Below are 20,538 nucleotides of genomic sequence, written 5' to 3'. Positions count from 1 at the left end.
ACGTGCCTTGTGCGTCCGGGGGTATAAAGCCTCGTTAACACCAGAGTGAAAGTGAAAGTGTGGGACAGCGGCGTGATGGTTCGAGACGGAATCGGGAGTTTTAGATGCGAAGGGGAGTCGAAGTGCGGTGGAACAGATTCAGCCCAGACCCGTTCGACCGAGGTAGACGAGCAGGAGCAGCCCCACGAGAACGAGCCCCGTCAGCGCCGTCTCGGATAGCGGGACGTGGCCCTCGCCGAACGTGCCGACGAGCAGGAACGCAATGGCAACCGCACTGGGGATAGGTCTGGAACGGATCGACCGACCGAGCAGCCACAGCGACCACCGACGGCCGGTGAGCCGTGTGATAGATCGTGTGGCCAGCGAGCTGTTCGTTTCCGGTTTCTCGGCGGACTCGAACGCGTCGAGATCGGCGCGAGCGCCCGTCGCGATTTCGCCAGTGTGGCCGTCGCGGCTGGGCTTGACCGGCCGGACGTGGTCACCGACAGCGACGCCGCCGTCGATCATTTCACTCCCAGGGATGGTAGCCGGGGCGGTCCGGCCACAGCGGGTACCAGTACTCCTTGTCGTCCTCGACGGTGATTTCGTCGCTGAGGTTACTGTCCAGTTTGAACTCCGCGGAGGTGTTGCGCTCGTGGCTGTCGTGGGGGTCCGGCGCGAACGGGTAGTATGCGCCCCGACGGAACGAGTACACCCAGTAGACAGTCTGGTTGTCGCGCGCGTCCTCGAACGAGAACAGCGCCGCGAGCAGGCGCGACCCGTAGCGGCGCTCGACGAGCGTGTCCGCGGCGAAGTGGATCGACGTGAGCAGGTCCTCGAAGTCGTCATCGTGCAGGACGACCCACTGGTAGCCATGGTCGTCGGTCTCGAAAGTCGCGCGCGTTCCCGTCTCGACCATCCCAGCGTCGAGGATGGATTCGACCTCGTCGACGGCGTCCTGGAAGTCCGTGCTGTCGACGTCGGCGAAACACAGTGCCGCCTCGCCGGTCGGCTCGTACCCCAGGTCGGCCTCCATCGTGACGTAGGCGGTGCTCATCCCGAACAGGTCGTCAGGGTCGGCGTCGCGTGTCGCGTCTGCCTCGGCTTTCACCCCGAGGACGCTCTTGAGTCCGTCGAGCAATCCCATATGTGTGCCTCTATGGGCCGGAGCCCAAGGTGGTTTGCGTCTCGACTAGTTGCTGTGGTTGCGTACGAAGACAGGGACAACTGTTCTAACAGCCAGAAAGCCCCGAGTCGCTGGGCTACTGCGACTCGCTGCGCTCTCTGCTCACGGCGCTCTGCGCCGTTCGCATGGTCCGAGGGACCTGTGGTCCCTCGCTACTCACTACGTTGCGGTGCTTACGTCGCCTCGTACGCCCAGCGACTCGCCCCTTTCAGTCCCACCCGTTTCGGCTGCTCAATCAGCCACAGGAGGGACTGAAAGGGGCGGCTGGCTGAACGACGGCGGACGACGTAAGCACTGGAACGAACGGAGTGAGTGAAGCGCGCAGCGAGTTCGTCCGAGAGAGCGAAGCTCTCTCGTGATGACGAAAGACGCGTAGCGTCTTTCGAACCACCCCCGAGTTCAGACAGCCGGGGCTTTCTGGCTCTGTATAGCTGTCACGGTGAGAATCCACACTATCGCGTAGACGACTGCCGGCAAATCAGATAATAAACAGACGTTACCGACTTTCGAGTTCGCGTTCGAGGTCCTGCAGGCGGTCGATACGTTTCTCCGTCGACGGGTGGGTACTGGCCAGGCGGCCGATCCAGCCGACGTCGATGGGGATGATGAAGAAGGCGTTCATCTCCGCCTGGTCGCGCATGTCCTCCTTCGGCACTTTGTCCATCTGGCCGTCGATTTTCATCAGCGCGTTCGCGAGGGCGGCGGGCTTGCCGGTAATCATCGCGCCGCCGCGGTCGGCGGCGTACTCGCGGTAGCGGCTGAGAGTCCGGATCAGGAGGAACGAGATGACCCAGACGACCAGCGAGATGAGGATGGCGACGATGACCGGCACCTGTTGGCCGCCGCGCTCTCGACCGCCGCTGAACAGCCAGCCCCAGCGGACGATGAGGAAGGCAATCGTCGAGAGGAACGACGCGATGGTCATCACCATCACGTCGCGGTTCTTGATGTGGGCCAGCTCGTGGGCCAGTACGCCCTCCAGTTCGTCCTGATCGAGCGTGTCCATGATGCCCGTCGTCACGCAGACGGCCGAACTGTCTTTCGACCGGCCGGTGGCGAAGGCGTTGGGCACCCGAGAATCGGCGACGGCGACCTTCGGCTTCGGGAGGTCGGCCTGCTGAGCCAGGCGGTCGACAGTCCGGTGGAGTTCGGGGTACTCTTCCGGTTCGACCGTCCGGGCTCCCATCGAGTACAGGGCGAGCTTGTCGCTGAAGAAGAACTGCGCACCGAGGAACAGTCCCATGACGACCACGATGAGCGCGAGGTTCTCGAAAGCCACAACGAGCACTCCGAGGAAGACGATGTACAGCGCGAACAGCAGGAACATCGTCAGGGCCATCCGGCCGCGGAGCCCCCAGTCTGTTTGCCACTCCATGCCCCCCGATAGACGGTCGACACTCTAAAACCTCGCTATCGTGGGAAAGCGCCACACGGCGGGTGGTGCCTCGACAGGCGGAACACACGGCTTAAACGGTTCAGTACAGTAGGACCGGTAATGAGCCGGTCGGGAGAGTTCTGTCCACGCTGCGGTGACGAGATACCGGAGGGCACCGACGAGCGCCCGGAGCTTTCGGGTGCTGGCGGCCAGCGCAACTCCGAGCACGTCCTCTGTGACGCCTGCTACTTCGAGGAGTTCGACCTGGTGGATGCCCCCGACACCATCCAAGTGCGGGTCTGTTCGCGATGTGGCGCGGTCCACAAGGGGAACCGCTGGGTCGACATCGGTGCGGAGGACTACACCGACATCGCCGTCGAGCAGGTCAGCGAGGCGCTCGGCATCCACGTCGACGCCCAGTCGGTCGCCTGGCAGGTCGCCCCCGAGCAACTCGACAAGAACAACATCCGGATGCACGCGGAGTTCTCCGGCGTCATCCGCGGGACGCCGGTCACCGAGGAGGTCACCGTCCCCGTCCGCATCTCCCGGCAGACGTGCAAGCGCTGCGGGAAGATCGCCGGCGGGTCCTTCGCCAGCATCGTTCAGGTGCGGGCCGACGGGCGCGACCCGACCGACGACGAGCGCGAGCGGGCCGAAGAAATCGCAGAAGAGTACATCGCCGCCCGTGAAGCGACCGGCGACCGCAACGCCTTCATCACCGAAACGAAGTCCGTCGACGACGGGCTGGACATGAAAATCTCGACCAACCAGATGGGGCTGGGCATCGCCAAGCGCATCACCGCCCAGCTTGGGGGCTCCTACTCGGATTCGCGGCGACTCATCTCTGAGGACGAGGACGGACAGGAACTGTACCGGATGACCTACGCCGTCCGGCTGCCCCGCTACCGACAGGGCGAGGTCATCGACCCGGAGGACGGCGACGGGCCGGTGCTGGTCCGCTCGGTCCAGGGGAACCTCAAAGGGGTTCGCCTGGCGACCGGCGAGGACTACGAGGCCAGTTTCGAGGCCGGCGAAGCACCCGACGCCCGCCGGCTGGGCTTCCGTGAAGACAGCCAGCAGACGACCTTGGTCGCTGTCGAGGACGACAACGCTGTTCAGGTGCTTGACCCCGAAACGTTCGAGAGCAAGACCGTCCCGCGGCCGGGCTACCTCGACACCGACACCGACGAAGTTCCGGTGCTGAAGAGCCACGCCGGGTTACACGTTCTTCCAGCCGAGGGAGATGACACGGATACCGATGAGTGACGAGGGTGCCAGCCGCGAGCCGGGCGAGACGGACGGCCAGCGCCTTGCTGCCGTCGTCGCCAAACCTCGCTCGCAGGTCGCTATCGAGTCCCTGCGAGCCGAAGGCGTCTACGATGACACCAGAAGCGTCACCGAGTGGACCGCAGACAGCGTCGCGGTTCCGGTGACCGCCCCGCCACAGGAGACGCAGTTCCGGGAGGTCGTCCGGCAGGTCGGCGAGCGCCGGCTCAAGACCCTCGACGACCACCTCCGGGAGCGCGGCTGGACCGACGAGGAAATCGATGCCGCTCCGAGTTCTTGGGCCGTGCTGGGCTCCGTCGTGCTGGTCGACATCGGCAACAGCCCCAGACCGGCGGAGGTCGGCGAGGCGCTGCTGGCGCTCCACGGCGAGGCCGAGACGGTGCTGGCCCGCCACGGCATCTCCGGCGAGCACCGCGAACCCAGCGTCGAGGTCATCGCCGGCGACGGCGACACCGAGACGGTCCACACCGAACACGGCACGCGCTACGCGATGGACCTTGCCGAGGTGATGTTCTCGCCCGGGAACAAAGCCGAGCGGGCGCGGATGGGCGATACCGTTTCCGCCGAGGAACGCGTCCTCGACATGTTCGCCGGCATCGGCTACTTTACCCTCCCGATGGCCCGTGCCGGTGCGCACGTCACCGCCATCGAACGCAACCCTACCGCGTTTCGCTTCCTCGTCGAGAACGTCATGCTCAACGACGTGGACGAGCGCGTTCACCCGTATCGGGCCGACTGTCGAGACGTTGTGCCGGGCTTCGCTGAGGAGGCGCGCGCCGACCGGGTAGTGATGGGATACTACGAGGCCTCCGCGCCGCGCGCGGAGGACAGTCGGGCTCCGCCCGGCGCTTCCCACGAGTATCTCGACAGCGCACTGGACGCCCTCGCGCCCGGCGGCGTCCTCCACATGCACGAGGCGACGCCGGACACGCTCGTGTTCGACCGCCCCATCGAGCGCCTGGAGGCGGCCGTCGCCGAGGCCGACCGGGATGTCGAGATTCTGGACACTCGGCGAGTCAAGGAGTACAGCGAGGGCGTCGCCCACGTTGTCGTCGACGCCCGGATCCAGTAGGACGGGTTTACGCAAGCAACCAAGGTTAGAGAACGAATAACGCCCCAGAACAGACGGTCGTAACGCATAACTAGGCCAGTAATCAAGAACACGGCATGGACAGACAGCAGATACTCGCAATTATTCTGGTCATTCTGATGGTCGGTTCGTCGTTCGTCTACGGCGCGAGCTTCCTCTTTTAGTCCCACACGTCCGAAAGCGGGTGACTTCCGTTCCCGGACCGCGACCGAGAGCGGTCGTGCCGGCGTTTGGTCCCCGAACTGAGCGCCGAAAGCGCCTGGTCCGGCGCGAACCGCGGCAAATCGGGCTGTGAGAGGCGGTCGACCTGGGCGCGAAACCAGTCCGGCATATCGTGCTCGGCGCGCTCAAACAGGTCCAGCAGCGACGAGTCCGCGAGGTAGGTCGCCCCGTAGTCGTCGGGTGCACGAACGACGCGACCACAGGCCTGGATGACCGTCCGCAGTGCCGTCCGGTAGTACCAGCCCCACTGGTCGTCTTCGAGCCGCCGGGCGACGCGGGAGTCGCGGGTGTTTGGATAGGGAGCCTTGCACAGCACTTGCCAGCGACAGAGGTCGCCCTCAAGGTCCAGCGCCTCCTCCATCTTCACCGAGAGGAACACGTCGGGGTTGTCGCTGCGCTTCCAGGCGGACAGCGCCCCATCGCGTCCCTCTTTATCGTGAGTCCGGACGCGTGCGCCGACGCCGAAGTCGTCGAGGAGGTCCTTCAGTTGCTCCTGAATAGCGTAGGAATGGCAGTGAATGAGCCCCTTCTCGTCCGTGTGCTGTGCCATGATGCGAACGACGGTCCGGGCGATGTCGGGCAGCGTGTCGTCGCGGTGCTCGTAGGTCATCTTCCCCTGGGCCACGTCGTACAGCGGCCGGTTCTCGACGGGGAAGGTGTGGCCGACCTCCACGAGCGCGACATTGTTGGGGTCGAGGCCGACGTTGGCACAGAACGCCTCCTTGTTGAGGATGGTCGCCGACAGCAGGGCGAAGCGGTTGCCGCGGTCCCAGACGGTGTGTTTGAGGTACCGCTCGGGGTTCATCGGCTTGATTGTCACCGGCGCGTGCTCGCCGTCGGCCTGGTCGACGACCCAGGTGGTCGCGCTCTCGGTGTCGGTGTAGTCCTCGCGGAACCACCCCAGGTCCTGACGGAGCGTGTTCAACGAGTCCCGCTCAGCGACTTCCTCACCGGTCAGTTCCGTCTTGTTCCGCAGTTCCTTGACGCGGCGCTCGGCGAGGTGCTCGACGCGTTCGGTGAAGGCGACGGCCTCGTCCAGCCCGTCGATGTCCGGCACGTCGATGTCGTTCCACATCGGGATGGACTGCGGCGAGAGGTCGATGGTGGCGTACATCTCAGCCCACTCGCCCAAACCGTGGGCCTCGTCGATGACGACCACGTCGCGCTTGCCGAACACGTCGCTGCCGGCGGTCTGCATGAAGTACGCGAGTGTCATCGCGGCGATGCGCCGGTTCGAGGCGATGGCGCGGTCGGAGAAGTACGGACAGCGGTGCTTGACCTGGCAATCGAACTTCCGTTCGCGCACGCACGGGGCCTGGTTCACCGGTGTGTCCGTCTCGCCGGGGAGGATGCAGTCGTAGTTGTTTTTCCCACGGATGACACAGAGGTCCTCGAGCAGGGCGTCCTCGGCCACGTCGTCCAGTTGCGAGACCTGCGGCGTGGTGTAGTAGGCGTCGATGACCTGCTCGGCGGCGGCCTCGCCGGCGGTCCGGGCACACCCGGCGATGGCCCGAGCGAGCAGCGATTTGCCGCTACCGGTCGGGGCGCGAACGAGGACCACGTCCTTGCCGCGCTCGAAGGCCGCACGGATGTCAGCCAGGGCCTGCTTCTGGTTGCCCCGGTAGGACGGGGCCGGGAACTCGTCGGTAATCCGCGCGGGGTACACGCGAGAAAGCAACGGACGAGGCGGCCTAAACCTTTCCTGTCGTCGGATGAGCGTCGGCGGCTAGCCGAGATGACGGGTGTGAGTCGTGTTCACAGACACACGGTCGTGGCACTGGTACTCTCGGAAGTCTTATACATATATCCCCTGTACGTATATTTGCAATGGCAAACGGTAAGGTTGATTTCTTCAACGACACAGGCGGTTACGGTTTCATCTCGACTGAGGACGCGGACGATGACGTTTTCTTCCACATGGAAGACGTTGGCGGCCCTGACCTCGAAGAAGGCGAGGAGATCGAATTCGACATCGAACAGGCCGACAAGGGCCCCCGCGCGACGAACGTCGTCCGCAACTAAGGCAGATTTTCGGTCGCCTTCGGGCGACCACATCTGACACTTGTTCTTATCTGAAGTCACTCGACGAGCAGCGCGTACAGCACGGCACAGAGCCCTGCGACGGTCACGAGACCCCTGACGAGCAACACGATGCCAGCCCCAGCGCCCGCCCAGACAGCGACGGTGACGGCGGCGTAGACACCGGCGGTCAGCGACCCGATTCCGACGGCGAGCCACCGCATCTTCGGCGCGTCGTTGCGCCGATAGCCCCGGTAGGCCAGCGACGCGACGAACAGTCCGACGACGGCCGTCAGGGCTCGCGAGAGTTCCGCGACGGCGTCCGGCGCGAGCAGGTCGAGTGGGACCGTCACGACGACTCACCCCCGTAGACGGTCCACAGGATCGTTCCGAGCCCGAGCAGTTCGCAGGCGCTCACGAGGAGCGAGCGCCGGACGACGCCGACGCCGGTGGCCGTGGGGAGCGCGATGCGGAGGATCTCCGGTACAGTCGTGAGCAGGAGAAGCCCGACGGCGAGCGTCAGCATGCCCGTCCGGCCCGGCCCGCGACGATAGCCGCGGACGAGGACGACGGCGATAGCGGCCGAGAGCAAGACGGAGAGTATCGACAGCGCGACGACGGCCAGCGCAGTTTCCGGATCGGTTCCACCCGTGCGTATCTGCAGTAGCGTCGCGAACATCTCAGGACAGCCCCTCGAACAGGTCGGTGAATCGATCCGCCGGGTCCGACGAGGACCGCGTGACAGCCACGTCGTACGACCCGTCGGCGAACGTGACGGTCACTTCGTCGACGGTCGCGACGTAGCGCTTGTAGTGGTGTCCGTCGGGGTCGACGGCCTGCCGTTCGGCGACGAGGTCGGCGGCTTCCAGTCGGTCGAGGCGGCGGTACGCCGTCGGGTCGGACATCTCGCAGGCCGTACAGAGTTCGGAGACGGACATCGGTCCGGTGGTGAGTTCGGCGATGATAGCCCGCGCGTACTCGTCTTCGAGCAGCGCGAGCAGTTCGTCGTCGCCGACCGCGTCCATGTTCGCTTCCAGCGAGCGAGACGCAATAAAAACGGTCCACTGGCTTCCGAATCAGAAGCAGTGCCCGCGGTGATACGTCGGTCCCGGCCGGTCGTCCGGACATGCCACCCAAGTCACCGGAGCAAAGAGACAGCCGGACGACCCCGAGCGTCGTCGAGCGGACTGTCTCTCGCCTCGCCTGGCCGATCTGGAACAGCATGGACGACAGGCTCAGAGCGCCGCTTCGGGCGGTTCTCCCGGCGGTGCTGTCGTTTCTCGCCCTCGCGGCGCTACAGAGCGTCGTTCGGGCCCGATTCACGCACCCCATCCGAGAACCGCTCGAAGCGGCCGGGATCGGGGTGGTCCTCGTCGCCACGGTGTTCGTCAGCGCGCGGGTCCTCGACCGCCGACCCGTCGGCGAGTACGGCCTGTCGCTCGACCGACACTGGTGGCGGTCGTTCGCCGTCGGCGGCGCGATAGCGACCGTCATCAATGCCGGCGCGCTCGCCGTCGCAGTCGGCGCGGGCTGGGCCACTGTCGTCGGCGTCGCGGAGGGAGCCGGCGATCTCCCGTTTCTGCCGGCGATGGCCGTCGTCTTCAGCTACGTCGCCCTCGCGTCGGCGTGGGAGGAGATCGTCTTCCGTGGGGCGATGCTGAAGAACCTCGCCGAAGGGGCCGACGGGCCCGTCCCGCGGTGGGCCGCGGTCGGCGTGGCGGTGCTCGCGAGTTCGCTCGTCTTCGCCTTCCTGCACGGCGGGAAGGTCGACCACCCGAGCCAGTACGGCTATTACCTGCTCGCCGGACTGGTCCTGAGCGGCGCGTACGTCCTCACCGGCGACCTCGCCCTCCCGATCGGCTTTCACGCCTGGTACAACTTCACCCAGAGCGCGGTGTTCGGTCTCGGCCACTCACAACGGACGCCCGAGCTGATCGCAGTCGATATCGTCGGCCCCGCGCGCTGGATGGGCGAAGAAGGGATCGTCTACTCGCTCTTCGTGGTCGTCGGCGGCCTCCTGCTACTGGCGTTTCTCCGCTGGCGCGACGGCCGTCTTGGAATCGACGAGCGCGTGACGCGGTGGACGCCCGGATTCGAACGGGAGACGTGACGACTTAAAGGGCGGCCACGTCCGCCGCCGTCACCTCGCGGTCGTCGGGAAGCTGGTCGATGCAGTCGTAACAGAGGAAGTGTTCGGTGTCGTCGCCGAGTTCGAGGACGATTCCCTCGGTCGGCCTGGACTCCTGCGACCAGATGTTGGCGATGCCGCCGGCTATCGAAACGTTCGTATCGCACCCGTCGCAGGCTCTAGAGGCCATTAGCGAGTTTTTATGCGCTGTATACACTTCAAGGTAGCTGGCCCCTTCGCACAGTTCAGTGCAGTTAACTCTCGACATACTTTTGTCGTCCGATGGGCACCGTCCAGATAATGCAAATACTGGTCACAGGGGGTGCCGGGTTCATCGGCGGCCACCTGGCACAGCGGTTCGCCGCCGACAGCCACGACGTGGTCGTATTGGACAACCGCGACCCGTTCTACGATCTGGATATCAAGCAACACAACATCGAAGCTGGACAGGCGGCCGCCCGGAACAGCGACGGCAGCTACGAGTTCATCGAGGGCGACGTGCGTGACGCGGAGCTAGTGACGGACCTCGTCGCCGACGCCGACTACGTCTACCACCAGGCCGCCCAGGCCGGCGTCCGCCCGAGCGTCAAGAACCCCCGAAAATACGACGAGGTCAACGTCGACGGCACGCTGAACCTCCTCGACGCCTGCCGCGACGAGGGCATCGAGCGGTTCGTGATGGCCTCCTCCTCCTCCGTTTATGGCAAGCCAGAGTACCTGCCCTACGACGAGCAACATCCCACGACCCCCGTCTCACCCTACGGCGCGTCGAAGCTCGCCGCCGAGCGCTACGCCTGCGCCTACAGCGAGGTGTACGACCTGCCCGCCGTCGCGTTGCGATATTTCACCGTCTACGGCCCGCGGATGCGCCCGAACATGGCCATCTCGAATTTCGTCTCCCGGTGTCACAACGGCGAGCCGCCGGTCATCTACGGCGACGGCACGCAGACGCGCGATTTCACCTACATCGAGGACGTCATCGACGCGAACATGACGCTGTTGCACGAGGACGCCGCCGACGGCCAGGCAATCAACATTGGGTCGACGGACAACATCGAAATCAAGACGCTCGCGACGGAGATCCGCGACCAGATCGACCCGGACCTCGATTTGGTCTACGAGGAACGCCACGACGCCGACGCCGAGCACACCCACGCCGCGACCGACCGCGCCGAGGAACTGCTCGGCTACGACCCGGACCACACCATCCGGGAGGGCGTCGCGAAGTTCATCGACTGGTACCGCGACAACCGCGACTGGTACGAGCCGCTCGTTCGACAGTCCTGACGGGCGACACGAACAGGCCACGGTTTTAACCGCGTCCCGTCCTGCAGGAAGGGTATGCACGTCCTCGTGACCGGTGCAACGGGGTTCGTCGGGGGCCACCTCGCCCCGGCGCTCCTCGCGGCCGGCCACAGCGTCCGCGCGCTCGTTCGCGACCCGAGCGAGTACGCCCCGCCCGACGGCGTCGACGTGGCGACAGGCGACCTGCTCGACGCGGGCAGTTTCGATGCCGCCCTCGCCGGAATCGACGTCGCGTACTACCTCGTCCATTCGATGCGTGCCGGGACCGACTACGCCGAGCGGGACCGGCGCGCGGCGCGGAACTTCCGTCGGGCGGCCGACGCGGCCGGCGTCGACCGAGTCGTCTACCTCGGCGGCCTCGGCGAGGACGACGAGACGCTGTCCGAGCACCTCCGGTCGCGCCGCGAAGTCGAGTTCCTCCTCAAGGAGGGCGAGTACGACCTGACGACGTTCCGGGCGGCCATCATCATCGGCGCGGGCTCAGCGAGCTTTCGGATGATACGCGAACTGACGACGCGGCTACCAGTGCTGGTGACGCCGCGTTGGGTCCGGACCGACTGCCACCCAATCGCTATCGACGACGTCATCGCGTACCTGGTCGACGTGCTCGACACGCCGGAGACGGCCGGCGAGACCTACGAGATTGGCGGCCCGGAGGTGTTGACCTACGCGGAGATACTGCGGCGGACAGGGCGAATCATGGGCACGGGCGAGCCGAAAATCGTGCCGATACCGGTGCTGACGCCGAAGCTGTCTGCGTACTGGGTCGGTCTACTGACCGACGTGCCATCGAGCGTCGCCCGGCCGCTCATCCACGGGCTGAAGACGCCAGTGGTCGCGGACACCGAGGCCGCTCAGGCACAGTTCACGGTCGACCTGACGCCGTTCGCAGACGCGGTCTGGCTGGCCCTCAGCGAGCCGCGGAGTCGCGAAACGGCGCAGGCGGCCGCGGCCACGGGTGGTGCAGGCAGATGAGCGGCGACAGCGCCCGCCCGGAGTACGGCGAGACGTGGGTGTACGAGAGCATCATCGGCGCGCTGCCGGGGATTCGGCTACCGACGTGGGCAGCGATGGCGATACAGCTCCTCATCTTCGAGGTCGCCATCGTCGCTCTGTCGTGGTACTACGAGGTCTGGAGCGCCGCAATCGCCGGAACGGTCGTCGTGTTCGTCGCCACCATCGGGAGCGCCGAGATGCTCCGTATCAGCACGCTCATCCGCCGTATCGACGTGCCGCCGACCTACCGCGCGCTGCTGTTCGCCTCGAACGTCGAGGTCGTGTTGTCCGTCCTCGCGTACGTCGCCCTGCTCACCCACCTGTTCGTCTTCGACCCGCAGGTCAGCTCGACGCCACTTCTGGGCCAGCTGTTCGGGTCGGAGCCGCCGGTACTGGTGGTGTATCTGACCCTACTCATCCTCTGGGACGTGAGCTACCGTATCGGTACGGGCTGGTGGGCCAGCGTCACCGGGCTCTGGCGGTCGGCACGCTATCGGTTCGACCCCGAGACGGCACGGGTGTTCATCCGTGCGGATCTGGAGATATGGGGCTTTGGCGTCTTACAGCTCGTTCTCGTCCCGTTCATTCTCGACCAGCCGGTGCTGCTCGCGGCGCTGGTCGGGCACGTAATAGCCGTCACAGTCGTGACCGCTGTCTCTGTCGGGCTGTTACGCTACCGGTCGAGAACGGCCGCCGTCAATCAGCGTTGATCTGCTTGAACTGGTCAAGCAGTTCCTCTGTCGACTCATCCCCATCGTAGTCGACACTCCCGTGGTACGTGCTCCGGTTGTCGTCTTCCGATAGGTCGACTTCGCTGTTCTTGCGCTCACGGCGTTCGTGTTCGTCGTCGTCATACGCTCCCATCGACATAGGTTACCACAGTGAAGCTTGGTAGTTAGTCACTATCAATGTAACGGTGACCCTCGAAACCGTGATACACGGCCAATAAAGCGGTCAAACGGTCCGATCATGGGGAGTTCCAATAGGGCGGAACGCCCAAGACCACTGACCGTCTACACGCACCCGTGGCTGGTCCCTTACGTCTGCGACAGTCGAACGAGCGATGGAGCGAGAAGCGGGTCCGAACGGACCTGCTGACGCCGCTGCAGAACACGTTCGGTGCGACGATGAGCGGTCCGTGGTTCGCCCCACCGGAGGGGTGGGCCGCGCGCCGACTGGAGATGGATAATGGCGATCTTGCGCTGTTTTGCTGGAACGGCCAGCGAGCGTACTGGGTCGGGAACACCGAGACGCCCAAGACGCTGTGGCGGACGGAGAAGTACACGTTCGACGAGGTGCCTGACGACATCAGCGAGTGGATCCAGCGCGAGCTGTTCGCCCAGCTAGAGATCGAGGAGCCGTGGCTCACCGAGTACGAGACGCTGGCACGGTTCTTCTTGCCCGTGTTTCTCTCGAAGGACGGCCGGGAGTCGACCCGGCGGTTCTTCCGGGACCACGCCGGCGGCTTCCCGGACGCCGACCGGGCGGACGGGCTGGCGTTCTATGACGACTTCCTCACGACCGGCGCACTCGACGACTACCGCTACACCATGGCGAGCAAACTCGGGACCAGCGAGGGGTTCGACCTCTCGCGGATGCGAGCGACGATGGGCGAGTTCAACGTCGCCAAACTGCTCGTCGACGCGGGCAACGACATCAGGCCCGAGGTCGAACTGGATTCGGGCCACTCCGTCGACTTCCGGGTCGAAGACACGCTCGTCGAGGTCACCCGCCCGCGGCCGCCGTCCCGGCGACAGGTCGATACCGCCGTCGCCGCAGTCAAGACGTCCGGTGACGCCAAGACCCGTGATCAGTTGGCGGCCCACCCCGGGGCCGTCCTTGTCGTTGACTGCAGTTCCTTCCCGGACGACGACTGGAAGCGGGTCTACGGTGAAAAGCCGGACGTGGGCTACTCGCCGACCATCGTGTTCCGCGCCCGGCCTGACGGCAGTATAGAAGGGTACGCCTACGGCTCGGTTCCGTTCCCGCTCCCGTTTTAAACGAGGTACAACCAACGGTAGGTCGCGTTATCTTCCCCGAAATTCGGGGCGTAACATATAACGCGCCGGACCAGCAACACTGAGAGAGATAGCCGTGGTGGACGACACAGAGCAACCGGAGACCAGCGGCGCGGGACAGTCGGTCTCGGAGGTAATGGACCGACTCGAATCGCTCCGGTCTGAAGAAGAAGACCGCGCCGAAAGCGCCACCGCCGGCGTATTACTGGACCAGCTCCAAGAGGTCGAACAGCGACTGCTGGCCTTCGGCGAGGCCCTCGGCGGTACAGCCGACACCGTGACGGATCTCCCGTTCACCGAGGAGGCCGGGCTGGACCACATGCCCGAGCCGCTGTACGTCCGACACGACACCGAGATGCTGAACCAGGTCACGTCCTGGCTTCTCCAGGACCAGCACATCGGGTTAGTGAGTCCCTACGGAACTGGAAAGACGGCCTTCCGCGAGATCGTTCTTCGGGACCTCTCGAAACACGAGGGGTTCGTCATCACGCACCTGGACAATCCACGGGAGACCACCCCGCGAAAACTGTACCAGACAGTGCTGACCGCCGCCTACGCAGCGGGGTACTCCATCGACCAGCGCAACTACTCGCAGGTCCGTGACGGGATTCCGTGGGCGACGGCCGAGGCGAAAGACGCCGTCCACGAAATCGTCCGTCGTGTGCGCGATGACGGCAAGACACTTTTGCTGGTCGTCGACGAGATCGAGGTGCTTGAGGCGGACCTGCTGTCGCCGCTACAGGTGGCCGGCGACGCCGGCGTTCGGCTGTTTCTCACCGGAACGCCGGAGGGGAAGCGCCGCGTCGCTGAGATTCGCGGAACACTCGACTCCCGACTGCGCTACTACGAGGGTATCGACCCGTTTTCGCCGGACGACGTAGCCGAATACGCCGCCCGCTCGCTGGCGTATTTCCGGGGCGAACCCTACGACGGACAGGCCCCGGACCTGTTCACCCGGCCCGCAATCGAGGACATCCACGAGCGGACGGAGGGGAACCCCCGCGAGGTCCGTATCGAATGTCGCGAACTGTTCACCAGGGCAGCGTTCGTCTGGTACCGGACCGGCCAGGACATCTCCCGCATCCAGATCACGCCGGAACTGCGCCACCGTCGGTTCGGAATGGGCCGCTGAGCGGCCCTGAATGGGTATATAAACCACCCACGGTATACGGTATCACACTGTCGAGTGTGGCATGCAATAGGGCGATACAGCGGCCATCACCACAGCTTTTATATAGAATCACATTCAATCATCGTTTGACTATGGCTCAACAGCAGATGGGCAACCAGCCCATGATTGTACTTTCCGAGGAGTCCCAGCGGACATCCGGAAAGGACGCGCAGTCGATGAACATCACGGCCGGGACGGCCGTCGCCGAGGCCGTTCGGACGACACTGGGTCCGAAGGGCATGGACAAAATGCTCGTCGACAACTCAGGCTCGGTCGTCGTCACGAACGACGGCGTCACCATCCTCGACGAGATGGACATCGAGCACCCCGCCGCCAACATGATCGTCGAGGTCGCCCAGACCCAGGAAGACGAAGTGGGCGACGGCACGACGACAGCGGTCGTCATGGCCGGCGAACTTCTCTCGAAGGCCGAGGAACTCCTCGACCAGGACATCCACGCCAGCATCCTGGCTCAGGGGTACCGCCAGGCCGCCGAGAAGGCCAAGGAGATTCTCGAAGACAACGCTATCGACGTCGATGCCGACGACACGGAGACCCTCGAAAAGGTCGCCGCGACGGCGATGACCGGCAAGGGCGCTGAATCCTCCAAGGACGTCCTCGCCGAGCTCGTCGTCCGCGCGATCCAGTCTATCGTCGACGACGACGGCAGCGTCGACACCGACAACGTCCAGGTCGAAACCGTCGTGGGCGGCGCAACCGACGAGTCCGAGCTCGTCGAGGGCGTCATCGTGGACAAGGAACGCGTCCATGACAACATGCCCTTCGCCGTTGAAGACGCCGACATTGCCCTTCTCGACACCGCTATCGAGGTTCCGGAGACCGAACTCGACACCGAAGTCAACGTCACGGACCCCGACCAGCTCCAGCAGTTCCTCGACCAGGAAGAGAAACAGCTCAAGGAGATGGTCGACAAGCTCAAAGAAGCCGGTGCTGACGTCGTCTTCTGCCAGAAGGGCATCGACGACATGGCCCAGCACTACCTCGCCCAGGAAGGCATCCTGGCCGTGCGCCGCGCCAAGAAGTCCGACATCGAGGCCCTCTCGCGCTCGACCGGCGCGCGCATCATCTCGAACATCGACGACATCGAAGCCGACGATCTCGGCTTCGCTGGCTCCGTCGCCCAGAAGGACATCGCTGGCGACGAGCGCATCTTCGTCGAGGACGTCGAGGACGCCCGCGCTGTCACGATGATCCTCCGCGGCGGCACCGAACACGTCGTCGACGAAGTCGAGCGCGCCATCGAGGACTCGCTCGGCGTCGTCGCCGCTACGCTGGAGGACGGCAAGGTCCTGCCCGGCGGCGGTGCCCCCGAGACCCAGCTCGCCCTCGGTCTCCGAGACCACGCCGACTCCGTCGGTGGCCGCGAGCAGCTCGCCGTTGAGGCCTTCGCCGACGCCATCGACGTCATCCCGCGCACTCTCGCGGAGAACGCCGGTCTCGACCCGATCGACTCGCTGGTCGACCTCCGCAGCAAGCACGACGGTGGCGCAGTCACCTCCGGGCTTGACGCGTACACCGGTGAGGTCGTCGACATGGAAGAGGACGGCGTCGTCGAGCCGCTCCGTGTCAAGACCCAGGCCGTCGAAAGCGCAACCGAAGCAGCCGTCATGATCCTCCGCATCGACGACGTCATCGCTGCTGGCGACCTCAAGGGTGGCCAGGGCGACGACGACGAGGACGAAGGCGGACCCGGCGGCCCAGGCGGCGCGCCCGGCGGAATGGGCGGCGGCATGGGCGGCATGGGCGGCGGTATGGGCGGCATGATGTAAGCCACCTTTTTGCGCAGGGGCCTCGGGCGCTTCGCGCCCTCAACCCCCGCGCAAAAACGTGGGCGAAAAAGGCGGAATCGCCGCGATGCGGCGATTCCGAGAACCGCGGCCTTCGGCCGCGGATGCCTGCCTCGCCCGTCGATCTCGCAAAGAATCGGTGCGGTTCTACATTTTCTGTCTTTAGTCTGAGTGAGTGACGACGCTGTTTCGATTATCGAAGATATCGGACAGTACACACTTCGCAAGCAGACGCCACGGTCAAACCAGCGCGCCCCCTTAACACGGTATGGACCTGACAGGGACCGAACGGCGGCTGCTGTGGACCGGAACGGCGCTAGCAGGTGTGCTCCATCTGCTCGTTCCCGGCACGTTGCTGTCGCTAGCGCGGCTGGGCTATCGCTGGGTGCTGGCAGTGGAGTTCAGACCACAGGAACGGTCCCGTCGCCGGGTCAGGCTGCTCGGCGTCGCATTTCTCGCAACGGCGGCGGTTCTCAAGCGGGTATTCGGCTAAAAAGTTCGGTTACTGCACGGTGGACTCGACGTAGTCGACGGCGTCGGCGGGCGTCTCGACGTGTTCGATGGCGTCGCAGCCAGCCGCGCTGTCGAGGCGGTGGGTTCCCAGGCCGGCGACGGGCCGCCCCATGTCGAGCGCGTGGCCGAGTTCCGAGAGCGTCCCGGTGCCGCCGTCGACGGCGATGACGGCCGCGCCGTTCAGCACGACGAGGACGTTCCGGGCGTTGCCCAGCCCCGTCGCAATGGCTGTCTGGACGTAGTCGTTCGCGGCGGCACGGCGCTCGCCCGGCAAAATACCGATAGTGTGACCGCCCGCCTCGCTCGCACCGCGACAGACGGCTTCCATCACACCCGTGAGGCCGCCACAGACGACATCGTGGCCGTGCTCACCGAGCTGTTTCCCGACCTCGCGTGCCTGTTGGTACTGTTCGTCGGTAACTGTCGAGCCGCCGATGACCGAGACGCGCATGGCTGGTCGTTCAGCGGGAGACTAGAAAAACCGTCCCGGATTACAGTTGGTCGAGCCAGTCTTGCGCGCGGGACTCGTTGGTCTCGGTGATGTCGGCCAGTTCGGCCGCGTCGTACTCGGCCAGGTCCGCAACCGTCTCGATGCCGGCGTCGTGCAGCCGTTCGGCGTAGGTCGGGCCGATACCGGAGACGCTATCCACGTCAGCGGGTTCGTCGGTCGCGTCGTCTTCGTCCTCGGTAGCGTCGGCATCGACATCCTCAGTCGCGTCGACGTCGATGTCGGTGAGTTCCGACTGGTCCACTGTGTCGTCTTCAGCCGCTTCAGGGGACTCGACCTCGATATCGACTTCATCGGTTCCCTTGCTGCGCTCGGAGTACCACTCGGCGACCTCGGGCCAGAGGTCGGCGTGGGTCGACGACGAGACGGAGAGGCCGATGTGGCCCGTCGAGAACTCGATGGTTCGGGTGTCGTCGCTGGCGATGACGTCGTTGAACGGCTTGGAGGCCTCCGGCGGGATGAGGTGGTCGTACTCACCCATGAGCTGGAGGACTGGCATGTCGATGTTGTCCAGGTCGACGTGCTTTCCGTCGAGTTCCAGTTCGTTCTTGTAGAGTTTGTTGTCCTGGTACACGTCTTCGAGGAACTGAACGTAGGCCTCGCCGGCCACGTCGATGCCGTCACCGAGCCACTGCTCCATCCGGCCGAAGTTCTCGACGAAGCCCTCGTTCTCCATGTTCTCCGCGAACCGGATGTACTTCGTGACGTAGTTCTCGACGGGGTCCATCAGCGCGAAGCCGATGTCGAGCATGTCCGAGGGGACGTTGCCGAACGTATCGACGACGTCCTGCGGGGAATAGTACTCCTCGGAGCCCCACTCTTCGAGGACGCCGCCGGTGTGGTCGAAACAGAGCCCGGCGGCCATCAGGCCCAGGGTGTTGACCTTCTCCTTGTGGAGGGCGGTGTACATCACCGACATCGTGCCGCCCATACAGTAGCCGAGGATGTTGATGGCGTCCTGGCCGGAGCGCTCGCGGACCACGTCGACGCAGTTGTCCATGTAGCGGTTGACGTAGTCATCGAGCGTGAGGTGCTGGTCGAGCCGCGACGGCTCGTTCCAGTCGATGAGGTACACGTCGTGGCCCGCCTCGAGCAGGCGTCGGACGACCGACCGCTCCTCCTGCAGGTCGAGGATGTACGGCCGATTGATGAGGGCGTAGACGATGAGGATCGGAACGTCCTCCTTCTCCTCTTCGGGCACCTCGATACCGGCGGCTTCGGCGTCGTAGTGGAGGAGTTCGAGCTTGTTCTCCTCGTAGACGACGTCGCTTGGCGTCTGGCCGACTTCGACGGACTCCATCAGCTCCAGTCGCTCGTCGGCGATCTGACTGGTCTCGGCGGCGTCGGTCATGTTCTCCAGCGTCTTGCGCTGCCAGTTGAGCGCGGCCTCGAACGGATTGAACGGGTTACTGGACATGAGTTACTCTTCCATGTGTTCGAGAATGCGGTCGAGCTTCTGTTCGACCGCGTGCTGGCGGCGCTCAAGCTCGACGAGCCGCTCAGCAACTTCGTCGACATCGTTGCGCGTTGGGAAGCCCATTTGCTCCAGAGCGTCCTGACTCAGGTCGTCCGCTTCCTGTTGCATCTCCATCATCGACTCGACGAGCTGGCCGTTGGCGGCCGCGAAGGCCGAGGTGCCCATGACGTGTTTGAACGCCTCGTTGGCGGACTGCAGCCAGATATCACGGAATTCGGCGGGGTCGACGTCCTCGCCCTGTGCGGCGTCGGTCGAGCGCTCGACCATCTGCTCGGCGGCGTCGATCCACTCCTCGTAGGCGCGGTTGTAGCCGTCCATCCCGTCAGCAAGGTCCTCTTCTTTGGGAATCGTGTCCTCGACGGCGTCGGCCCACGACTCCACGAAGGCCGCCTGGGCCTTCATGTTCTGCTCCATCGAGTCAGCGACCGCGCTGTTCATCTCCTCAACCATCTCCGTCCATTCCTCCTGAATGTCGTTTGTATTACTCATAATAGTACCTCGGCGGCGGGCGCACAAAAAAACCGACTGTCGTATTTACGCTTCGACGTCGACAGCGTCGGCGGCTTCGGCCTGCACTTCCTCGACCTGCTCCTGAATCTCCTCGACCTGCTCCTGCACTTCTTCGAGTTGCTCGCCGAACTGCTCGGCGGCCTCGACAGACTGCGCTTCGAGTTCCTCGTGGGCCTCGACGAGCATATCGACCTGATCGTTGACGGCGGTGACGTACTCGTCGGTCATCTCGTCGTAGGTGTCAGCGCCCTCTGTGAGCTCCGTTTCCATGTTGTCGAAGACCTCGGCGTGGTTCTCGAGCAGGAAGTCGAACTGCTCGTCGACGGTCTCGCGGATCTGTTCGACGGTTTCGGTCATGCCGGGCATCGTCGACGCCATCGCGTCGAGGTAGCTGTGGAACGCGGTCTGCTGAAGCTCGACGCCGCGGCGCTGTGCCGACTCCTGCGTGTCGAGGCTGTCGATGACCGCGCTGTTGACGTTCTTCTGGAAGGAAACGCTCTGTTCGAGCGCCTTCTGGCTCTGCTCGATCGTGGTACGCTGCATCTCGAACGCTGTCGTGACGGGGGTTGTGTAGTCTACCATTGTTGGATTACTCGCTGTTGTTGTTGTTAGTGACCGGGAGGACGACGGCTTGAACGATATCGCCTTCGTCGATGCCCAGCGCCTCTCGCTCCGCATCGGGGATGCTGATCCGACCCCCGCTTTGCACGCGGGTCTTGAACGTCGCCATCTGACTCATGGCACCGAGCTGATTCATATCGAAACTCGGCATGCCACCGCTGGCGAACATCTGTTTCATCAGCTGCTGTTGCTGTTCCATCGCGTTCTCGCTCGCCTGTTGCATCCCCTTGAACATCGGAGGCCACATCAGGCCATCATCCTCGTCGGCCATCGGTCAACTACATGTACTCTCCTCAACAATATAAACCTTCCGCTGAAAACCATT

General features: G+C 64.6%; 25 protein-coding genes. 11 read left to right on the top strand and 14 right to left on the bottom strand.

The window, feature by feature from the left end:
* Positions 1-138: 138 nt before the first annotated feature.
* The 3 genes from VI234_RS07015 to htpX all read right to left on the bottom strand — a co-directional run bounded on the left by VI234_RS07015 (position 139) and on the right by htpX (position 2,540).
* Positions 139-507, bottom strand: coding sequence for a hypothetical protein (locus tag VI234_RS07015; protein WP_336329601.1), 369 nt, complete (start codon positions 505-507; stop codon positions 139-141).
* A gap of 1 nt (position 508) precedes the next feature.
* Positions 509-1,126 carry a PspA-associated protein PspAB gene (pspAB, locus tag VI234_RS07010; protein ID WP_336329600.1) on the bottom strand — a complete coding sequence of 206 codons (618 nt, stop codon included), beginning with the start codon at positions 1,124-1,126 and terminating at the stop codon, positions 509-511.
* A 535-nt stretch (positions 1,127-1,661) separates the two neighbouring features.
* Positions 1,662-2,540, bottom strand: coding sequence for a zinc metalloprotease HtpX (gene htpX, locus VI234_RS07005; protein WP_008306935.1), 879 nt, complete (start codon positions 2,538-2,540; stop codon positions 1,662-1,664).
* Between the two features lie 120 nt (positions 2,541-2,660).
* Here htpX and VI234_RS07000 point away from each other — a divergent pair, with 120 nt between their 5' ends.
* Together VI234_RS07000 and VI234_RS06995 are read left to right on the top strand one after the other, a co-directional pair.
* Positions 2,661-3,806 (top strand): 60S ribosomal export protein NMD3, encoded by a 1,146-nt coding sequence (locus tag VI234_RS07000; protein WP_336329599.1) that lies wholly within the window; start codon positions 2,661-2,663, stop codon positions 3,804-3,806.
* Positions 3,799-4,899 carry a class I SAM-dependent methyltransferase gene (locus VI234_RS06995; RefSeq protein WP_336329598.1) on the top strand — a complete coding sequence of 367 codons (1,101 nt, stop codon included), beginning with the start codon at positions 3,799-3,801 and terminating at the stop codon, positions 4,897-4,899. Before VI234_RS07000 ends, VI234_RS06995 begins: the two co-directional genes overlap by 8 nt.
* Before the next feature lie 178 nt (positions 4,900-5,077).
* On the opposite strand, the gene VI234_RS06990 is transcribed toward VI234_RS06995, so the two are convergent.
* The gene (locus tag VI234_RS06990) at positions 5,078-6,805 is read right to left on the bottom strand and encodes an ATP-dependent DNA helicase (protein WP_336329597.1); all 1,728 of its coding nucleotides are present in this window, start codon (positions 6,803-6,805) and stop codon (positions 5,078-5,080) included.
* A 161-nt stretch (positions 6,806-6,966) separates the two neighbouring features.
* Between VI234_RS06990 and VI234_RS06985 the strand changes: the two genes are divergently transcribed.
* Positions 6,967-7,161: a cold-shock protein gene (locus VI234_RS06985; protein WP_004516469.1), complete on the top strand. Its 195-nt coding sequence runs from the start codon at positions 6,967-6,969 to the stop codon at positions 7,159-7,161.
* 56 nt (positions 7,162-7,217) lie between these two features.
* On the opposite strand, the gene VI234_RS06980 is transcribed toward VI234_RS06985, so the two are convergent.
* Genes VI234_RS06980 through VI234_RS06970 form a run of 3 tightly spaced genes read right to left on the bottom strand, consistent with a single transcriptional unit; the run spans position 7,218 to position 8,183 of the window.
* The gene (locus VI234_RS06980; RefSeq protein WP_336329596.1) at positions 7,218-7,511 is read right to left on the bottom strand and encodes a DUF7521 family protein; all 294 of its coding nucleotides are present in this window, start codon (positions 7,509-7,511) and stop codon (positions 7,218-7,220) included.
* Positions 7,508-7,837, bottom strand: coding sequence for a hypothetical protein (locus tag VI234_RS06975; RefSeq protein ID WP_008306946.1), 330 nt, complete (start codon positions 7,835-7,837; stop codon positions 7,508-7,510). The genes VI234_RS06980 and VI234_RS06975 overlap by 4 nt, the downstream gene beginning before the upstream one ends.
* Before the next feature lies 1 nt (position 7,838).
* Entirely contained in the window at positions 7,839-8,183 is a 345-nt protein-coding gene (locus VI234_RS06970) for an ArsR/SmtB family transcription factor (RefSeq protein ID WP_008306947.1), read from the bottom strand.
* Positions 8,184-8,284: 101 nt separating this feature from the next.
* On the opposite strand from VI234_RS06970, the gene VI234_RS06965 reads away from it, so the two are divergent.
* Positions 8,285-9,268 carry a CPBP family intramembrane glutamic endopeptidase gene (locus VI234_RS06965; protein ID WP_008306948.1) on the top strand — a complete coding sequence of 328 codons (984 nt, stop codon included), beginning with the start codon at positions 8,285-8,287 and terminating at the stop codon, positions 9,266-9,268.
* A gap of 4 nt (positions 9,269-9,272) precedes the next feature.
* On the opposite strand, the gene VI234_RS06960 is transcribed toward VI234_RS06965, so the two are convergent.
* On the bottom strand, positions 9,273-9,476 hold the full coding sequence (locus tag VI234_RS06960) for a DUF7561 family protein (RefSeq protein WP_008306949.1): 204 nt from the start codon (positions 9,474-9,476) through the stop codon (positions 9,273-9,275).
* A 110-nt stretch (positions 9,477-9,586) separates the two neighbouring features.
* Between VI234_RS06960 and VI234_RS06955 the strand changes: the two genes are divergently transcribed.
* Genes VI234_RS06955 through VI234_RS06945 form a run of 3 tightly spaced genes read left to right on the top strand, consistent with a single transcriptional unit; the run spans position 9,587 to position 12,297 of the window.
* A complete protein-coding gene (locus VI234_RS06955; RefSeq protein WP_008306950.1) occupies positions 9,587-10,573 on the top strand; it encodes an SDR family oxidoreductase in 987 nt (328 codons plus the stop codon).
* A 54-nt stretch (positions 10,574-10,627) separates the two neighbouring features.
* Complete coding sequence (locus VI234_RS06950; protein ID WP_008306951.1) at positions 10,628-11,566, top strand: NAD(P)H-binding protein; 939 nt, start codon at positions 10,628-10,630, stop codon at positions 11,564-11,566.
* Positions 11,563-12,297 carry a DUF7530 family protein gene (locus VI234_RS06945; protein WP_336329595.1) on the top strand — a complete coding sequence of 245 codons (735 nt, stop codon included), beginning with the start codon at positions 11,563-11,565 and terminating at the stop codon, positions 12,295-12,297. Before VI234_RS06950 ends, VI234_RS06945 begins: the two co-directional genes overlap by 4 nt.
* Here VI234_RS06945 and VI234_RS06940 read toward each other — a convergent pair.
* A complete protein-coding gene (locus tag VI234_RS06940; protein ID WP_336329594.1) occupies positions 12,284-12,457 on the bottom strand; it encodes a DUF5786 family protein in 174 nt (57 codons plus the stop codon). The two genes, VI234_RS06945 and VI234_RS06940, sit on opposite strands and share 14 nt — an antisense overlap.
* Positions 12,458-12,612: 155 nt before the next feature.
* On the opposite strand from VI234_RS06940, the gene VI234_RS06935 reads away from it, so the two are divergent.
* The 4 genes from VI234_RS06935 to VI234_RS06920 all read left to right on the top strand — a co-directional run bounded on the left by VI234_RS06935 (position 12,613) and on the right by VI234_RS06920 (position 17,077).
* The gene (locus tag VI234_RS06935) at positions 12,613-13,587 is read left to right on the top strand and encodes a DUF5784 family protein (protein WP_336329593.1); all 975 of its coding nucleotides are present in this window, start codon (positions 12,613-12,615) and stop codon (positions 13,585-13,587) included.
* A gap of 154 nt (positions 13,588-13,741) precedes the next feature.
* Positions 13,742-14,737, top strand: a complete 996-nt coding sequence (locus tag VI234_RS06930; RefSeq protein WP_336329635.1) for an AAA family ATPase — start codon at positions 13,742-13,744, stop codon at positions 14,735-14,737.
* Positions 14,738-14,883: 146 nt separating this feature from the next.
* Positions 14,884-16,566 (top strand): thermosome subunit alpha, encoded by a 1,683-nt coding sequence (thsA, locus tag VI234_RS06925; protein WP_336329634.1) that lies wholly within the window; start codon positions 14,884-14,886, stop codon positions 16,564-16,566.
* A 286-nt stretch (positions 16,567-16,852) separates the two neighbouring features.
* Complete coding sequence (locus VI234_RS06920; RefSeq protein WP_008306970.1) at positions 16,853-17,077, top strand: hypothetical protein; 225 nt, start codon at positions 16,853-16,855, stop codon at positions 17,075-17,077.
* Between the two features lie 9 nt (positions 17,078-17,086).
* Here the strand turns inward: VI234_RS06920 and VI234_RS06915 are convergent, their stop codons facing one another.
* From VI234_RS06915 to VI234_RS06895, 5 genes are read right to left on the bottom strand one after another with little or no spacing between them, the layout of a single operon-like run.
* A complete protein-coding gene (locus tag VI234_RS06915; RefSeq protein ID WP_008306971.1) occupies positions 17,087-17,548 on the bottom strand; it encodes a TIGR00725 family protein in 462 nt (153 codons plus the stop codon).
* Between the two features lie 40 nt (positions 17,549-17,588).
* The gene (gene phaC, locus VI234_RS06910; RefSeq protein ID WP_336329592.1) at positions 17,589-19,022 is read right to left on the bottom strand and encodes a poly(3-hydroxyalkanoate) polymerase subunit PhaC; all 1,434 of its coding nucleotides are present in this window, start codon (positions 19,020-19,022) and stop codon (positions 17,589-17,591) included.
* 3 nt (positions 19,023-19,025) lie between these two features.
* Positions 19,026-19,571 (bottom strand): poly(R)-hydroxyalkanoic acid synthase subunit PhaE, encoded by a 546-nt coding sequence (locus VI234_RS06905; protein WP_049942747.1) that lies wholly within the window; start codon positions 19,569-19,571, stop codon positions 19,026-19,028.
* 45 nt (positions 19,572-19,616) lie between these two features.
* The gene (locus tag VI234_RS06900) at positions 19,617-20,174 is read right to left on the bottom strand and encodes a hypothetical protein (protein ID WP_008306975.1); all 558 of its coding nucleotides are present in this window, start codon (positions 20,172-20,174) and stop codon (positions 19,617-19,619) included.
* Positions 20,175-20,181: 7 nt separating this feature from the next.
* Positions 20,182-20,484: an AbrB/MazE/SpoVT family DNA-binding domain-containing protein gene (locus VI234_RS06895; RefSeq protein WP_008306977.1), complete on the bottom strand. Its 303-nt coding sequence runs from the start codon at positions 20,482-20,484 to the stop codon at positions 20,182-20,184.
* Positions 20,485-20,538: the final 54 nt, after the last annotated feature.

Source organism: Haloarcula sp. CGMCC 1.2071 (genome assembly GCF_037078445.1).
GTDB lineage: Archaea > Halobacteriota > Halobacteria > Halobacteriales > Haloarculaceae > Haloarcula > Haloarcula amylolytica.
Note: the sequence above shows the minus strand (reverse complement) of the source record. Positions and strands in the feature narration are given on the sequence as shown.

What these genes read in the sequence shown, in the direction of transcription:
- VI234_RS06915 (WP_008306971.1), bottom strand. Translation starts at nt 17,548, where the DNA reads ATGCGCGTCTCGGTCATCGGCGGCTCGACAGTTACCGACGAACAGTAC.
- phaC (WP_336329592.1), bottom strand. Translation starts at nt 19,022, where the DNA reads ATGTCCAGTAACCCGTTCAATCCGTTCGAGGCCGCGCTCAACTGGCAG.
- VI234_RS06960 (WP_008306949.1), bottom strand. Translation starts at nt 9,476, where the DNA reads ATGGCCTCTAGAGCCTGCGACGGGTGCGATACGAACGTTTCGATAGCC.
- VI234_RS06955 (WP_008306950.1), top strand. Translation starts at nt 9,587, where the DNA reads ATGCAAATACTGGTCACAGGGGGTGCCGGGTTCATCGGCGGCCACCTG.
- VI234_RS06895 (WP_008306977.1), bottom strand. Translation starts at nt 20,484, where the DNA reads ATGGCCGACGAGGATGATGGCCTGATGTGGCCTCCGATGTTCAAGGGG.
- pspAB (WP_336329600.1), bottom strand. Translation starts at nt 1,126, where the DNA reads ATGGGATTGCTCGACGGACTCAAGAGCGTCCTCGGGGTGAAAGCCGAG.
- VI234_RS06905 (WP_049942747.1), bottom strand. Translation starts at nt 19,571, where the DNA reads ATGAGTAATACAAACGACATTCAGGAGGAATGGACGGAGATGGTTGAG.
- VI234_RS06930 (WP_336329635.1), top strand. Translation starts at nt 13,742, where the DNA reads ATGGACCGACTCGAATCGCTCCGGTCTGAAGAAGAAGACCGCGCCGAA.
- VI234_RS06920 (WP_008306970.1), top strand. Translation starts at nt 16,853, where the DNA reads ATGGACCTGACAGGGACCGAACGGCGGCTGCTGTGGACCGGAACGGCG.
- VI234_RS06970 (WP_008306947.1), bottom strand. Translation starts at nt 8,183, where the DNA reads ATGGACGCGGTCGGCGACGACGAACTGCTCGCGCTGCTCGAAGACGAG.
- VI234_RS06940 (WP_336329594.1), bottom strand. Translation starts at nt 12,457, where the DNA reads ATGTCGATGGGAGCGTATGACGACGACGAACACGAACGCCGTGAGCGC.
- VI234_RS07000 (WP_336329599.1), top strand. Translation starts at nt 2,661, where the DNA reads ATGAGCCGGTCGGGAGAGTTCTGTCCACGCTGCGGTGACGAGATACCG.
- thsA (WP_336329634.1), top strand. Translation starts at nt 14,884, where the DNA reads ATGGGCAACCAGCCCATGATTGTACTTTCCGAGGAGTCCCAGCGGACA.
- VI234_RS06975 (WP_008306946.1), bottom strand. Translation starts at nt 7,837, where the DNA reads ATGTTCGCGACGCTACTGCAGATACGCACGGGTGGAACCGATCCGGAA.
- VI234_RS06995 (WP_336329598.1), top strand. Translation starts at nt 3,799, where the DNA reads ATGAGTGACGAGGGTGCCAGCCGCGAGCCGGGCGAGACGGACGGCCAG.
- VI234_RS06900 (WP_008306975.1), bottom strand. Translation starts at nt 20,174, where the DNA reads ATGGTAGACTACACAACCCCCGTCACGACAGCGTTCGAGATGCAGCGT.
- VI234_RS06985 (WP_004516469.1), top strand. Translation starts at nt 6,967, where the DNA reads ATGGCAAACGGTAAGGTTGATTTCTTCAACGACACAGGCGGTTACGGT.
- VI234_RS06950 (WP_008306951.1), top strand. Translation starts at nt 10,628, where the DNA reads ATGCACGTCCTCGTGACCGGTGCAACGGGGTTCGTCGGGGGCCACCTC.
- VI234_RS07015 (WP_336329601.1), bottom strand. Translation starts at nt 507, where the DNA reads ATGATCGACGGCGGCGTCGCTGTCGGTGACCACGTCCGGCCGGTCAAG.
- VI234_RS06945 (WP_336329595.1), top strand. Translation starts at nt 11,563, where the DNA reads ATGAGCGGCGACAGCGCCCGCCCGGAGTACGGCGAGACGTGGGTGTAC.
- htpX (WP_008306935.1), bottom strand. Translation starts at nt 2,540, where the DNA reads ATGGAGTGGCAAACAGACTGGGGGCTCCGCGGCCGGATGGCCCTGACG.
- VI234_RS06965 (WP_008306948.1), top strand. Translation starts at nt 8,285, where the DNA reads ATGCCACCCAAGTCACCGGAGCAAAGAGACAGCCGGACGACCCCGAGC.